Consider the following 15,705-nt stretch of genomic DNA (forward strand, 5'->3'; position numbering starts at 1 on the left):
CAATTCATTTAATGATAACTATTATCATTTGCATCAAGACAAGGAGGACGCCATGAAATTTCTCTGCCCACGCCACCGCCGGATGTTTGCCAGTCTTTCCCTGAACGAGAAAAATGATCTATGGCTGCTCTGGATGGAATATGCCTTTACCTTCAGTGAAAACCAGGATTCCGACAAGCTGGTGGCCGCCACCGGCAGTGCTTTCGATCTGGCGTGCCTGGCCCGCAAACATCACCCGGACTGCATGCAGGTAGAGCTGACCCTGGCGGCGATACTGGTATGCCGGGCGCTCCGCGACCGTGGCGACATCAGCGCCGCCGAGCATGTGCTTTTCCGGGCTCTGGACAGCCTGCAATCCAGCGAGCCCTGCCCGGGTATAACCGGTCGATGCAGCACCGATGAGTGTCTGGAGGTATTGCTGGATCATCGTCGTCATTCGGCATTCTTTGCCGAGTACCTGAACTGGCCCTCGTTCCCGTTCACAACGCCGACAACACGTCCGGCGATGGCCATGCACTGACAGGTTTACGGAGGAGCTATGGGTATGCCCTTCACACGCCCGAACCCGGTTCAGGCGCACAAGATTGAAGATCTGAGCTGGCTGGAGAGCCGGCATCATGATCGGGTTTGCATCAGCATTGATACCAAAAGTCTGGCCAGGCTGATGCAAAACAGGCAGTTGCACGCCGAGGATTTCTCTTGTCTGGATGCGTCCTCCCAGAGCCAGGTTCGTCATCTGCTTCTGGCTTGTCTGCGGCATTCCTGACCCGGCCGTCATCCGGATTCGCAACCTCTGTCTTTTGAACAATCACGACTGCCCGCATCGCTCCGTCAGGTTACGATGGAGTGTGCCTGACGGTCCGTATTCTCGGCCAACTGCGGTAAGCTGTGGCCCAAGGATTGAATTGTTCATCAGACAAGGAAAACCATGGCCGACTCTACCGCCATTGAACCCGGCTTTCACGCCATCCATGCCAACCATCTGGAAGACCTGCGCCGCGCCGTGGTCTATATCTGCCGGCAGAACCCCATGCCGCCGCTACAGAGCGAGACCTTTCTGGTGCAGAGTAACGGCATTGCCCAGTGGCTGAAGCTGGCGCTGGCAGAGAAGCGCACCGAGGATGGCGTGGAAGGCGGCCTGGGCATTGCCGCCGGCATGGATTTCCTGTTTCCTGCCCGGTTCATCTGGCAGGCCTATCGGGCGGTGTTGCCCGACGGCGAAGTACCGGAGCAGTCCCCCTTCGACAAGCGCCGCCTGGTCTGGCGGCTGTACCGATTGTTGCCGGAGCTGGTGGGGCAGGATGAGGCCTTCACACCACTGGCGCGATTCCTGGACGGCCGCGATACCGATCTGCGCAATTTCCAGCTGGCGGAGAAAGTGGCGGATCTGTTCGACCAGTACCAGGTGTTCCGGGCCGACTGGCTCGCGGCCTGGGAACAGGGCAAGGATGTGGTGATCACGGCCCGGGGCGAGGAGAAAGCTCTGGATACGGAAGCCTGCTGGCAGCCCCTGCTCTGGCGCAAGCTGGTCGAGGACGTGGGCAGCGAGGCCCACACCAGCCGTTCGCAAATCCACACCCGCTTTATGGCCCAGGGCCAGCGCATCAGCGAACCGGCCAATGCCAGTCGCTTGCCCAAGCGCATCGTGGTGTTCGGAGTATCGTCGCTGCCCCGGCAGGCGCTGGAAGCCCTGTATGTACTGAGCCGGTTCAGCCAGGTGGTGCTGTGCGTCCACAACCCCTGCCAGTTCTACTGGGCCGACATCATCAGCGACCGGGAACTGTTAAAAGCCGAACGCAAGCGGGGCGCAGCACACCCGGTGTTGTCGCAAATTGACGACCCGGACCAGTTGCACCAGCACGCCAACCCGTTGCTGGCGGCCTGGGGAAAACAGGGCCGGGACTACATCCGCCTGCTGGATGAGTTCGACAACCCGGACGACTACCGCGCCAGTTTCCAGACGCCGGGCCAGAAGATCGACATCTTCACCGACCATGGCGATGTGGATAACCCCTGCCTGCTGCACCAGTTGCAGAACGATATCCACAACCTGACGCCGCTGCAGGAAATCCGCCAGCAGCAGCGCACGGTGGATCTGACCCGCGACCATTCCGTGGTGTTCCACGACGCCCACGGCCCCCAGCGGGAAGTGGAAATTCTGCACGACCAGCTGCTGGCTGCGTTCAATGCCGATCCGACACTGCGGCCCCGGGATGTGATCGTGATGGTGCCTGACATCAACGTGTACGCGCCTCATATTCAGGCGGTGTTCGGTCGCTACTCGCCGGGCCGCAAGCGCCACATTCCGTTCACCATTTCCGACCAGGGACAGCGCCACCACGAACCAGTGCTGATTGCCCTGGAAACCCTGATGTCATTGCCCCGCAGCCGCTTCGGTGTGAGCGAAATCATCAGCTTGCTGGAAGTAGCCGGCATCCGCGACCGCTTTGACATCAGCGAAGACGACATCCCTCTGGCCCGGCGCTGGGTGGAAGGCGCCAACATTCGCTGGGGCCTGCATGGCAAGCACCGGGAAAGCCTGGACCTGCCGGCAGAGCTGGAACGCAACACCTGGCAAGCAGGGCTGCGCGCCATGTTGCTGGGTTATGGCATGGGCGATGACCAGCCCTGGGGCGGGGTAGAGCCCTATGGTGAAATCGGCGGCCTGCAAGCCAGCCTGGCCGGTCGCCTGGGCGAATTCGTGCACCAGCTGGAAGCCCTGTGGCAGGCACTGCAGGCCACCCGCACGCCCGGGGAATGGGAAGTCTTGTTCTCCGCCATGCTGGAGCAGTTTTTCCACAAGGTGGAAGGCCAGGACCTGCTGTTGCTGAACCGCTTCCGCCGTCAGTTGGAGCAGTGGCTGGACGATGCCCTGGCCGCCGGACTGGAACAGCAACCGCTGCCCCTGAATATCGTCAAGGATGTGCTGCTGCAGGGCCTGGATGAGGGCGGCCTGAACCAGCGTTTCCTGGCCGGCAAGGTCAACTTCGCCACCCTGATGCCGATGCGGGCCATTCCGTTCCGCAAGGTCTGCCTGCTGGGCATGAACGACGGCGATTACCCTCGCTCCCGGCCGCCGGTGGATTTCGACCTGATGGCCCAGGATTATCGGCCGGGGGACCGCTCCCGCCGGGAAGACGACCGCTACCTGTTTCTGGAAGCCTTGTTGTCCGCCCGGGAACAGCTGTACATCAGCTGGGTGGGGCGCAGTATCAGGGACGACTCCGAACGGCCACCCTCGGTGCTCATCGGCCAGTTACAGGACCACCTGAACAGTCTGTGGACCGTGGCGGGGCAACCGGATGGTTCTGTTACCAGGGCTCTGACCACCCAGCATCCGCTGCAGCCTTTCAGCCGGGACTATTTCCCCAGAACCAACGGCGTGGGCGAGGGTGAAGAGACCCAACCCAAACCCCTGGCCGACGTGCTGCAGGCCCGGGGACTGTTCACCTATGAACGGGAATGGCGCAGCGCTCATGCAGTGGATAACCCGGAGCAGAGCCGGGAAGCGCTGCCGTACCAGACGCCCGAAGAGCCCATCAGCCTGAACGAGCTGGCGAATTTCCTGAAAAAGCCCATCGACATCTTCTACCAGCGCCGGCTGCAGGTGCGCTTTGAAGCGGTGGAAGAAGACGACACCGATAACGAAAACTTCGACCTGAACGGCCTGGACCGCTGGCGCCTGGACAACGAGCTGATCCATGAGGGTGTCGTCAAAGCGGCCAGTGAAGAGGAGTTGCACGAACGCCTGGAAGCCACTCTGGACCGTATGGCCCGGCGGGGCGATTTGGGTATGGGGGTGACCGAACATCGCCTGCGCACCGAGCTGGCCGGCCGCCTGCCAGACCTGTTTCAACGCTACCGCGGCGCGCTGGCCGAGTGGCCGGAAGCAGTGGCCGAGCCCTTACCGTTCGAGTTTCGGTACTCGGATAGCACAGGCGCAGTGGAGGTGGTCGATTTAATCGACAATCTGCGCTGCAACCCTTCAGGACAACTGTGCCGACTGGTGATCGCCAACTCCGGTCTGCTGACCGGCTCCGGTTACTCGAAAAAAGTCCGCTACGCCAATCTGCTGCGGGACTGGTTGGTTCACCTGGCCGGGCAACTCAGTGGCCAGCCCTATGAAACCGTGATCCTGGGCAAGGAAGAAGGCCGTAAATTCCACTTCCCGGTCATGGCCCCGGAGCAGGCACAAAAGCACTTCGAAGCCATTCTGGGCCGCTGGATGGAAGCCACCACCCGGACCCTGCCCATTCACTGCGAAGCCGGCTTTGCCTGGATCACCAGTTTCTATGGCGGCAAGAAATCTGTCGGCGACCACGAACGGGCCATTAGCGAAGCAGAACAGGCCTATTCCACCGCCCTGGACCGGGACACCGGCTACCTGCTGGGTGCCTTCGAAAGTCCCGAGGCACTGATGGCGAGCGGCGAGTTTGAAGCCCTGCTGCACCAGCTTTATGTGCCTCTGTGGGAGGCCGAACAGGGCAAATCGGCGGCGGAGCAAATCGGGAGTATGGAATGACGGAACAGAGAACCAACCGAAACCCGAACCTGGACCCGCTGGCCCTGCCCCTGAATGGCAGCGCGCTGATCGAGGCCAGCGCCGGCACCGGCAAAACCTTCACCATCGCCATCCTGTATGTGCGCCTGGTGCTGGGCCATGGCCAGGCAGAAGACAGCCCGCTGCAGAACCTGTTGCCACCAAACCTGCTGGTGGTCACCTTTACCGACGCCGCCACCAAGGAGCTGCGGGACCGCATCCGCACCCGGCTGACCCAAGCCGCCGAGGTGTTTTCCGACGCCGCTGACCACCTCGAACCCACCCCGGAAACCGCACTTATCCACAAGCTGCGGGATGACAGTTATCCGGACCCGGCCAGGTGGCCTGACTGCCGCAAGAAACTGCTGCTGGCCGCCGAATGGATGGACGAAGCGGCGGTATCCACCATTCACGGTTTCTGCAACCGCATGCTCAGCGAACACGCCTTCGACAGCGGCAGCCTGTTCAAGCTCACCCTGGAAACGGACCAGAGCGAACTGCTGGACGAGGTGGCAAGGGATTACTGGCGTACCTTCGTTTACCCGTTACCACCGGCCCTTATGGACGAAGCCCTGAGCCACTGGAAAACCCCCACCGATCTGCGCAAGGCGGTACGTAATCTGATCGACGACCCGGATGCTCTGGGTACACCGCCCCAGAGCGTGCACGAAGCCATTGACCAGGTGGTCAGCGAACGGCTCGCGCGGGCCGGTGAACTGAAAGCCCACCCCTGGGCCCAGTGGCAACAGGAAGTCACTGACCTGCTGAACGATCTGAACAAACGCAAGCGTCTGCACGGGGGCAGCAAGAACGCCATGCTCAAGGTGTGGGAGTTTCTGGTCGCCTGGGCCGAATCCGACGAGCTATTGCCGGAGAAGCTGGACAGCGCTGCCGGTTACAAGAACCAGACCCCCGAGGGTCTGGACAACATCCTGAAAGGCGACGACCCGGCACCCCAGCACCCGGCGTTTGACGCCATCGACGCCTTGCTGGCCTTCGGCCAGAACCCGCCCAGTGCCAAGTCCGACATCCTGCGCCACGCCAGCCACTGGATTGCCGGGCGACTGGAAGCGGAAAAGCAGCAGCGCTCGGAAATGGGTTTTGATGACCTGCTCACCCGCCTGGATGACGCGCTGCACGGCCCCCGCGGGGACCAACTGGCCGCCACCATCCGCCGCCAGTTTCCGGTAGCGCTGATTGACGAGTTTCAGGATACCGACCCGGTGCAGTACCGCATCTTCAACCGGATCTATAACGTCGAAGGCAACCAACCGGACACCTGCCTGCTGATGATCGGCGATCCGAAACAGGCCATCTACGGTTTCCGGGGCGCCGATATCCACACCTACCTGCAGGCCCGCCTGGGTGTGCAGGCACGCACTTACACCCTGGGCAAAAACTTCCGCTCCGCCGAAACCATGGTGAGCGCCGTCAACCGGGTGTTTGAGCATAGCGACCAGTTCAGCGCCAGAGGCGCCTTCCTGTTCGGCAAGGGCGACAGCACGCCGCTGCCGTTCCAGGGCGTCGATGCCAACGGCACCAGGCGGCTGTGGTCGGTGCAGGGTGAAGTCCAGCCCAGCCTGGTGTTCTGGACCCACGAATCCGGTGAAACCGACAAAGAGGGCAACCCAAAAGGCCTCGCCAAGGGCACCGCCACGGCTGAAATGGCCGAAACCTGCGCCAGTGAAATCGCCCGATTGTTGACCCTGGGGCAGGGAAGGCAGGCCGGCTTTGCCTTGCCAGACAGCCCGGACGACCTCGAACCCGTTGAAGCCAGAGACATTGCCGTACTGGTGAATAACCGCAACGAGGCCGCTGCGGTGCGGGACGCCCTCGGCCGGCGGCGCATCAAGAGTGTGTACCTGTCGGACCGGGATTCAGTATTGACCTCCCGGGAGGCGAACGAGGTACTGTGCTGGCTGCGCGCCTTTGCCGAACCCCGGCAGTTGGCGTTCATCCGCGCCGCGCTGGCCACACCGACCCTGGGCCAGAGCTGGCACGCACTGGATCGGCTGCTCACCGATGAGCTGATACTGGAACGGGAAATCGAGCGCTTCCAGCGCTACCAGCAACAGTGGCAGAGCCAGGGCGTATTGCCCATGCTGCGTAGTTTTCTGATGGACTTCGAGGTTCCCGGCCGCCTGCTGCAACGCCCTGACGGTGAGCGAAGACTGACTGACATCCTGCACATTGCCGAACTGCTGCAGCAGGACAGCCTGCAACTGGACGGCGAACATGCCCTGGTGCACCACTTCACCCAGATCCTGCGGGCGGCAGACGAAGAAGACGAACACCGCACCCTGCGCCTGGAAAGCGACGCCGGTCTGGTAAAGGTAATCACCGTGCACAAATCCAAGGGCCTGGAATACCCACTGGTATTCCTGCCCTTCGGCACCGCCTTCCGGGCAGAGAACCCGAAGCAGGCGTATGTTCGCTACCATGACGACACCGGCAAGCTGGTGACCGTGTTCGATCCGACTCCGGAAGACATTGAAAGGGCCGACCAGGAACGCCTGGGCGAGGACATCCGTAAACTCTATGTGGCCCTGACCCGGGCCCGGTTTGCCACCTGGGTGGGCGCGGCGGCTGTGGATAACTGGTATCAGAGCGGCCTGGGCTATGCGATTGCCGGAACACCGGAGCGGTCCATTAGCCAGGCTCTGGCCTCACTGGCCCAGGACCGCCCGGAAATCCGGATTTCCCCGCTGCCGGAAGCCGGAAACACAATATTCACCGAAACCGCCCCGGAAGCCCTGGGCCCGGCGCTGATCTCCAACCGCGAAGCGAAGGAAGACTGGTGGATAGCCAGTTACTCCACCATCGAATACACCGGCATGGCCGGCACCGGCATTACCTTCACCGGCGAGGTGGAAGACGCCCAGACCCAGAACCTGCTGGAAGAGAGTGCCCAGGACGACACTGATGAAGCGCCCCCCGTGCCCGCGGTGCGCAACCATCACCATTTCCCCAAGGGCGCCGGCCCCGGCACCTTCCTGCACGAATTACTGGAATGGTGCACGGCGCAGGGCTTCCAGCGGGTTGTGGATAACCCCGAGCTGCTGCACGAACAGCTGAGCCGCCGCTGCGGCACCCGGGGCTGGAGCGACTGGGTGGACCCCCTGCAACACTGGCTGCTGGAACTGATCCGCAAACCACTGCGACTGGATCGCAATGGCCAGGATACCGCCAGCCTGGCGCAGTTGGGCAGTCTGCGCCCGGAGCTGGAGTTCTGGTTTGAAAGCCGTAACGTCAGCATCCATACACTGGACAAACTGGTCACCCGTTACACCCTGAACGGCGCGGACCGGCCCCGGGCCGAGGCCAACCGCTTCAATGGCATGCTCAAGGGCTTTATCGACCTGGTGTTTGAACACAAGGGGCAGTATTACGTGCTGGACTACAAATCCAATACCCTGGGCGAGGACGACGACGCCTACACCGACCAGGCCATGGGCCAGGCGATTCTGGACAAACGCTACGACCTGCAATACATCCTCTACCTGCTGGCCCTGCACCGGCTGCTGAAGGCCCGTTTACCGGGATACGACTACGACCAGCACATTGGCGGCGCGGTGTACCTGTTCCTGCGAGGGGTGAACTCCGCCAGCGGCGGCGCCTTTACCGACAAGCCCCCCAGGGTGCTGATCGAACAACTGGATGCCCTGTTCGATGGCGAGCCGGTGTCCGGGGAGGTGGCTGCATGAGCCGTACCCGCCATACCGAAAACCAGTTTGCCCTGGACCTGGGTGACGACACGCCAGTGAACCGGGCGGCCACAGAATCACCGGAGACTGTGGATAACTCCCAGCTGCTGGCCCATCCTGACGACACCGAGGCGCTGTTAGGGCAATGGCAACAGGCCGGCTGGATTCGCCCGCTGGATACCGGCTTTGCCCGGCTGATCAGGGAACTCAGCGAAGAGCAGGGCGAAGGCCCGCAACCACTGGTGCTGCTGTTGGCGGCACTGACCTCGCACCAGGTGGGCCGGGGGCATGTGTGCATTGACCTGGCCACGCTACTCGACGATGCCGGCCAGATCCTGGCGCTGCCGCCGGAAGAACCGGCCAATACCGGCCTGTCTGAGAGCGAGGTGGCCAACCTGCAAGGGCGTTATCCACAGGAACTGCTGTCACGGGTACAGCTAACCGATTGCCTCGCAGCCCTGCAGGGTTCTCTGGCCGTGAGCGATGGCTCCGTGCCGGCACCGCTGGTACTGAACGGCACCCGACTGTACCTGCGCCGGTTCTGGCGTTACGAACAACGCATTGCTGAGGGCATACAGCAACGACTGGCCCTGCCATCGCCGCTGGCCGACCCGCAATCGGCGGCCTCGCAAACCTTATCCACAGCGCTCAGCAAACTGTTCCGGTCCACAGCGCCGGTGGATTACCAGAAACTGGCCTGCGCCCTGGCCGCCCGTAACCGCTTTGCCGTGATCACCGGTGGTCCGGGTACCGGCAAGACCACCACCGTGGTGAATCTTCTTGCAGCCCTGCAGGCCGTGGCCGGGGAAAGCCCGGAGCGGGCAGGGCGCAAGTACCGTATCCGCCTGGCCGCACCCACCGGCAAGGCCGCCGCCCGGCTGAACGAATCCATTGGCGGTGCGGTCAGCAAGCTGCCACTGGCCGACCTACCCGGCTCCGTGAAACTGGAGGACATTCCCACCAAGGTCACCACCCTGCACCGGCTACTCGGGAGCCGGCCAGACACCCGCCAGTTCCGACATCACCGAGACAATCCGTTGCTGGTGGATATCCTGGTCATCGATGAGGCATCCATGGTGGATGTCGACCTGATGGCCTCGGTATTCGATGCCCTGCCCGCCAGCGCTCAGCTGATCCTGCTTGGTGACAAGGACCAGTTGGCCTCAGTGGACGCCGGTGCGGTGCTGGGGGAACTTTGCCAACGGGCCCTGGACGCCCACTACACGCCGGATACTGCCCGTTGGCTGGCCGCCATCACCGGCGCGCAGGTACCGGATAGCCTTGTGGATAACTCCGGCCAGCCACTCGACCAGGCGGTGGCGATGTTGCGCAAGAGCTACCGCTTCGGACAGGACAGTGGTATCCGTCAACTGGCAGAATCCGTAAACTCCAGCGAGCTCACCAGCCAGGTACTGGGTCAGATCCGGGACGCCGGGTTTGATGATGTAATCTGGCTGAACGGCCAAACACCAAAACCCGATCCGGATCAGACACTTGAGCTGATCTGCCACCACGCCATCACCGGCTCACCGGAGGCTTTCCGCAACGCCGGCCAGGGCCGGGTGGTGAATGGCCAGGCGCTGCCAACACCGGTAGGCTATCGCCATTATCTGGAAGTTATCCACAGCTGTGATTTGACCGCCGGCAGTCCCCGGGAAGCCTGGGATGCCCACGCCGCTGAGGTGTTGGAAGCCTTCAACGATTTCCAGGTGCTGTGTGCGTTACGCAAAGGCCCCTGGGGCGTGGAGGGCTTGAACCAGCGTATCGCCCAGAAGCTGCTGGCTGAAAAACTGATCGACAAAACCGACGGCTGGTACGCCGGCCGGCCGGTGCTGGTCACCGGCAACGACTACAACCTCGGCCTGATGAACGGGGATATCGGCCTCACCTTCAGTGTACCCTGGGATAAGACCGAAACCGGCGAGCCAAAAACGACCCTTCGGGTGGCCTTCCCGAGCGGTGACAGCACCGGCGGCATTCGCTGGATTTCCCCCAGCCGTTTGCAACAGCTGGAAACGGTATACGCCATGACGGTGCATAAGTCCCAGGGTTCCGAATTCAACCACACCTGTCTGGTGCTGCCGGATCGCCTCAGCCCGGTACTGACCAAGGAACTGGTGTACACGGGCATCACCCGGGCCAAGAACTGGTTCAGCCTGATTACCGGCGATGCGCAGGTGTTCAAAGACAGCGTAAGCCAACAGGTGGTGCGGGCTTCAGGACTGGCGCTTCGGCTCGGGGAGCAATAGCCCCGGGCATTAGTTATCCTCACTCCGATGTTGCTGTTCCCAAAGACGGGCGTAATGACCATCGCGGGCCAGCAACTCGTGATGACTGCCACTTTCGACAATCCGGCCCCCGTCCATCACCAGAATGCTATTGGCATCGCGAACTGTGGATAACCTGTGGGCAATCACCAGGGTAGTACGCTGGTGGCTGACCTCTTTCAGGGCACCGAGGATGGCCTGTTCGGACAAGGAGTCCAGGGAGGAGGTTGCCTCGTCCAGAATCAGTATTGGCGGGTTCTTCAGGATAACCCGGGCAATGGCCACCCGCTGTTTTTCGCCGCCAGACAACTTAAGGCCGCGCTCGCCGACTTTCGTTTCGTAGCCTTCTGGAAGGCTGTGGATAAAATCTTCCAGGTGGGCCATGCGCGCGGCCCGGTAGACTTCTTCCTCGGTCGCTTCGGGGCGGCCATACGCCAGGTTACGGTAAAGCGTATCGTTGAACAGTACGGTGTCCTGCGGTACCACCCCGATGGCAGAACGCAGACTGTCTTGGGTGACCGATCGAATATCCTGGCCATCAATCCGGATAGCGCCGTTATCGACCTCGTAGAAGCGGAACAGCAGCCGGGCGAGGGTAGACTTGCCGGCACCGCTGGCGCCCACCACCGCCACGGTATGGCCGGCAGGGATAGTGAAGCTAACGTCTTGCAGGATCAACCGGTCCGGGCGGTAGGCAAAGTGGATATGTTCGAAGCATACCTCTCCGTTATCCACAACCAGGGGCCTGGCATCCGACGCGTCATGGATTGCCGGTTGGTCACCCAGCAGTTTGAATAGACGCTCCACATTCACCAGGGCCTGGCGAATTTCCCGGTAGACAAAGCCCAGGGCATTCAGAGGAATGAACAGCTGGATCAGGTAGGCGTTGATCATGGTGAAATCACCCAGAGTGATTTCGCCGCTGGCCACTTCGCGTACCGCCATGGCCATAATGACGATCAGCGCCACGCCGATGATCAATGCCTGGCCAGCGTTCAGGGTGGCCAGCGACAGACGGTTCTTCAACCGAGCCTTTTCCCACTCATCCAGGTCCTGATCGTAAAGCTCGGCTTCGTAGCGTTCGTTGTTGAAGTATTTGACGGTTTCGTAGTTGAGCAGGCTGTCGATGGCCCGGGAGTTGGACTGGTTATCCCGGGCGTTGGCCTCCCGAACAAATTTCGTCCGCCATTCGGTGATCTTGATGGAGAACACCACATACACAACCACCGCCACCAGAATGGCGACGACATACCCGACGTTGAACACCACCAGCAGGATGCCCGCCACCAGCAGGATTTCCAGGATGGTAGGCACGATGTTGAACAGGGTGAAGCGCAGCAGAAAGCTGATGCCGTTGGTGCCGCGTTCAATATCCCGGGCCAGGCCACCGGTTTTACGGTCCAGATGAAATCCCAGTTCCCTCTGGTGCAGGTGTTCAAACACCCGCAGAGAGACCCGCCGCATAGCCCGCTCCGCGACCCGCGCAAACACGGCATCCCGCAGTTCGCTGAACAGGGTGGCACCAAAACGCAGGCTACCGTAGGCCACTACCAAGACAACCGGAATCCACAGCAGCATGTCGGCACCTCGGTTCTGGTCCAGGTAGTCGACAATGTATTTCAGTGCCACCGGGGTGGCGACGGTGGCCAGCTTTGCCAAAACCAGCATCGCCATAGCCAACGCGACCCGCCCCCTGAATTCCAGAAGATACGGCCACAGCCCGGAAATAATCGACCAGTCTGGCTTATGATCGGCGGGGTAGTCGTTGTCGGCGTAGGCTCTCAATGTAATATCCTTGAACTTTTGGAGATGTCGAGCGCCCGAGATGGGGAGCCTTTCCGGGACACGCTGTAAATACATCCCTGTACGCTCGACAAAAGCCATCCCTGGCTTTTGACGGTCCCGGAAAGGCTCCCCATCCCGTGCACTCTTGCTAACAGCTATGATACGTCTTCATCTGAGGACAAATCGTAAAAGAAACGGCTTAATTAAACTTTGATCGATCAGGAGAGTGACCATCAGCCCCAACCATCGTAAAGCTCTAAGACTTGTCATCGAGTTTATCAGTCCCTATCGACGCGCGGTTGTAGGGGCACTGGTGGCACTGGTTATTACTGCCGGCATCACTCTTGGTCTGGGCCAGGGCCTGCGCATTCTGGTCGATCAGGGCCTGGCCACGCAGTCTCCGGAAAACCTCGCCAAGGCTATCGGCCTGTTTTTCGTGCTGGTCCTCGGCCTGGCCTTTGGTTCGTTTGCCCGATTCTACCTGGTGTCCTGGATTGGCGAACGGGTGGTGGCAGATATTCGCAAACGGGTATTCAATCACCTGATCGATCTCACGCCCAGCTTCTTTGAACAGAACCGGGCCCTGGAGATTCAGTCCCGGTTTACGGCTGACACCACCGTACTGCAATCGGTGATTGGCTCCACCGTCTCCATCGCTCTGCGCAACACGCTGATGCTTATCGGCGGGCTGATTCTTCTGTTTGTCACCAACGCCAAGCTGGCCAGCATCATCCTGCTGGGGTTTCCGCTGGTGATTGCGCCGATCCTGTTTTACGGCCGCCGGGTGCGGGCGCTGTCCCGACTGAGTCAGGACCGGGTGGCGGATGTTGGCAGTTATGTCGGGGAGAATCTCAGCCAGATCAAAACCGTACAGGCCTTCAATCATCAGCCTCACGACCGCCGCTATTTCGCCGAGGTTTCTGAAAAAGCCTTCGATATTGCCCGGCAACGGATTCGGCAGCGCGCCTGGCTGACCACACTGGCGATTTCCCTGGTGATGGGCGCCGTCGGTATTGTCATCTGGATTGGCGGGCTGGACGTGATTCATGGCCGAATCTCACCGGGGGAGCTGGCAGCCTTTGTGTTCTATAGCCTTCTGGTTGGCGTGGCGGCTGGAGCCATCAGTGAGGTGATTGGCGAATTGCAGCGCGCCGCCGGTTCCGCAGCTCGCCTGTTTGAGCTGCTGCAAACCGAGCCGGAGCGGCGTCCCGAGACGGGAACGGACCGGCTTCCGGGCACAGTGACCGGTGCAATTACTCTGGATAACCTGAGCTTCAGCTACAGCGGGCGCACGGAACGGCCAGCGCTTGCCAGGGTCTCTCTGGAAATCCAGCCGGGTGAAACCCTTGCCCTGGTCGGACCGTCCGGTGCCGGTAAATCCACGTTGTTTGATCTGCTACTGGGTTTCTATCCGCTACAGGACGGTTCTATCCGGTTGGATGGCATAGACACCGCCAAGGTTCCACTGGCTGACCTGCGACGGTGTTTCGCTCTGGTGCCGCAGAATCCCGCCCTGTTTCATGGCACTGTCGCCGATAATCTGCGCTACGCCCGGCCCGAGGCCAATCAGGCTGAGATCGAGCAGGCCGCCCGTATTGCCCACGCCCACGAATTTATTCAGGCCCTGCCACAGGGTTACGACACGCCCCTGGGTGATGCCGGCCAGGGCCTTTCCGGTGGCCAGAAACAACGTCTGGCGATTGCCCGTGCGCTGTTGGCCGACGCTCCGATTCTGCTGCTTGATGAAGCCACCAGCGCCCTGGATGCGGAAAGCGAACATCTGATTCAGCAGGCCATGCCGGCGCTCACGGAGGGCCGGACTACCCTGGTGATTGCTCACCGGCTGGCAACGGTGCGGGACGCCGACAGGATCGCGGTATTTGACGAAGGCCGACTGCTGGCAGTGGGCAGTCACGACCAGTTGATCCGCGATAACGCGTTGTACCGGCGCCTGGCCAGCCTGCAATTCCGGGACACCGGGAGCCAGACAGAACACTGAGTGCCCCGTTGGTCGGTTTGTGTGTTGGGTGCGTACTCCCTACACTGGTACTAGAAATTCCTAATCCTGACACAGGGAGACACGCAAAGTGAGCAACAAAGAATTGCAGGCACTCAAAGAGCGATACGTCGCCGCGGGCGCAGCAAGCCCCAATGATCAATTTGCAGATCACGCCCTGAACGCAGAGGTCTGGGACGCAGATGGCAAACGCATGATCGATTTCGCCGGCGGTATCGGCGTATTGAACATCGGCCATCGACATCCCAGGGTGGTTGAGGCCGTCAAGGCGCAGCTCGACAAACTGATGCACACCTGCCAGACGGTGATGCCCTACGAGGGCTACGTGAAGCTGGCCCAGAAACTGAGCGAAGTGGTGCCGGTAAAAGGCCACGGCAAGGTCATGCTGGCCAACTCCGGCGCCGAGGCATTGGAAAACGCGGTCAAGATTGCCCGCGCAGCCACCGGCAAAAACAACGTTATCTGTTTTGACGGCGGTTACCACGGCCGCACCTTCTTCACCATGGCCATGAACGGCAAGGCCGCCCCTTACCAGACCTCCTTCGGGCCCATGCCCGGCCTGGTCTACCGCGCGCCTTACCCGGTGCCTTACCATGGCATTTCCGAAGAAGAGTCCCTGCGTGGCCTGGCGATGACCATGAAAGCCGACTCCCCGGCCCATGAAACCGCCGCCATCGTATTGGAACCGGTTCTGGGTGAGGGTGGTTTCTACCCGGCACCGCCAAGTTTCCTGAAAGCCATCCGCAAGATCTGCGATGAAAACGACATCATGATGATCGTGGATGAAGTGCAAAGTGGCTTTGGCCGCACCGGCAAGCTGTTCGCCATCGAACACAGTGGTATTGAGCCGGACATTATGACCATGGCCAAATCCATGGCCGATGGCATGCCCATCTCGGCCATCGTCGGCACCGACAAGGTGATGGACTCCTCCGGCCCGAACTCCCTGGGCGGTACCTACACCGGCAGCCCCACCGCGTGCGCCGCCGCCCTGGCGGTGTTCGATGTCATCAAGGAAGAAGATATCCTTGGCAGGAGCCAGCGCCTGGGCGAGAAACTCAGAGCCCGGTTCGACCAATGGCAGGAGCAGTTCACCCATGTGGACAACGCTCGAAATCTGGGCCCCATGGCGGCCTTCGAGCTGGTGGAAAGCAAGGAAAGTCACAAGCCCATGCCAGAACTGGCCGGGGCCATTACCAAAAAGGCAAAGGAGAAAGGACTGATCCTGCTGAGTTGCGGTATGCACGGCAACACACTGCGATTCCTGATGCCGGTGACCATCGAAGACGAAGTGCTGGAAGAAGGGCTGAATATTGTTGAGGAATGCCTGAAGGAAGTGGGCGCCTGAACCAGGCGGTTACGTCTGACTTCCTATTCGTCGTATACTGCCGG

The 15,705-nt window shown here is 61.1% G+C and carries 8 protein-coding genes; 7 read left to right on the top strand and 1 reads right to left on the bottom strand.

Translation table 11 applies throughout. The features are described from left to right. Positions 1–52 precede the first annotated feature (52 nt). From ACAM27_RS02445 to recD, 5 genes are all read left to right on the top strand, one after another. Entirely contained in the window at positions 53–520 is a 468-nt protein-coding gene (locus tag ACAM27_RS02445) for a hypothetical protein (protein ID WP_023011924.1), read from the top strand. 24 nt (positions 521–544) lie between these two features. Next, a complete protein-coding gene (locus tag ACAM27_RS02450; protein ID WP_152525378.1) occupies positions 545–766 on the top strand; it encodes a hypothetical protein in 222 nt (73 codons plus the stop codon). A 162-nt stretch (positions 767–928) separates the two neighbouring features. Then, positions 929–4,522, top strand: a complete 3,594-nt coding sequence (recC, locus tag ACAM27_RS02455; RefSeq protein WP_369612482.1) for an exodeoxyribonuclease V subunit gamma — start codon at positions 929–931, stop codon at positions 4,520–4,522. Further along, positions 4,519–8,244: an exodeoxyribonuclease V subunit beta gene (gene recB / locus ACAM27_RS02460; protein WP_369612483.1), complete on the top strand. Its 3,726-nt coding sequence runs from the start codon at positions 4,519–4,521 to the stop codon at positions 8,242–8,244. Before recC ends, recB begins: the two co-directional genes overlap by 4 nt. Beyond that, entirely contained in the window at positions 8,241–10,493 is a 2,253-nt protein-coding gene (gene recD / locus ACAM27_RS02465; protein ID WP_369612484.1) for an exodeoxyribonuclease V subunit alpha, read from the top strand. Before recB ends, recD begins: the two co-directional genes overlap by 4 nt. Positions 10,494–10,502: 9 nt before the next feature. On the opposite strand, the gene ACAM27_RS02470 is transcribed toward recD, so the two are convergent. Next, positions 10,503–12,296, bottom strand: coding sequence for an ABC transporter ATP-binding protein/permease (locus ACAM27_RS02470; protein ID WP_369612485.1), 1,794 nt, complete (start codon positions 12,294–12,296; stop codon positions 10,503–10,505). Positions 12,297–12,522: 226 nt separating this feature from the next. On the opposite strand from ACAM27_RS02470, the gene ACAM27_RS02475 reads away from it, so the two are divergent. Both ACAM27_RS02475 and ACAM27_RS02480 read left to right on the top strand, forming a co-directional pair. Beyond that, a complete protein-coding gene (locus ACAM27_RS02475; protein WP_222447417.1) occupies positions 12,523–14,295 on the top strand; it encodes an ABC transporter transmembrane domain-containing protein in 1,773 nt (590 codons plus the stop codon). Positions 14,296–14,383: 88 nt separating this feature from the next. Then, entirely contained in the window at positions 14,384–15,661 is a 1,278-nt protein-coding gene (locus tag ACAM27_RS02480; protein WP_022992627.1) for an aspartate aminotransferase family protein, read from the top strand. Positions 15,662–15,705: the final 44 nt, after the last annotated feature.

Origin of the sequence: Marinobacter sp. RI1 (genome assembly GCF_041155085.1) — a bacterium.
Classification (GTDB): Bacteria; Pseudomonadota; Gammaproteobacteria; order Pseudomonadales; family Oleiphilaceae; genus Marinobacter; species Marinobacter nauticus.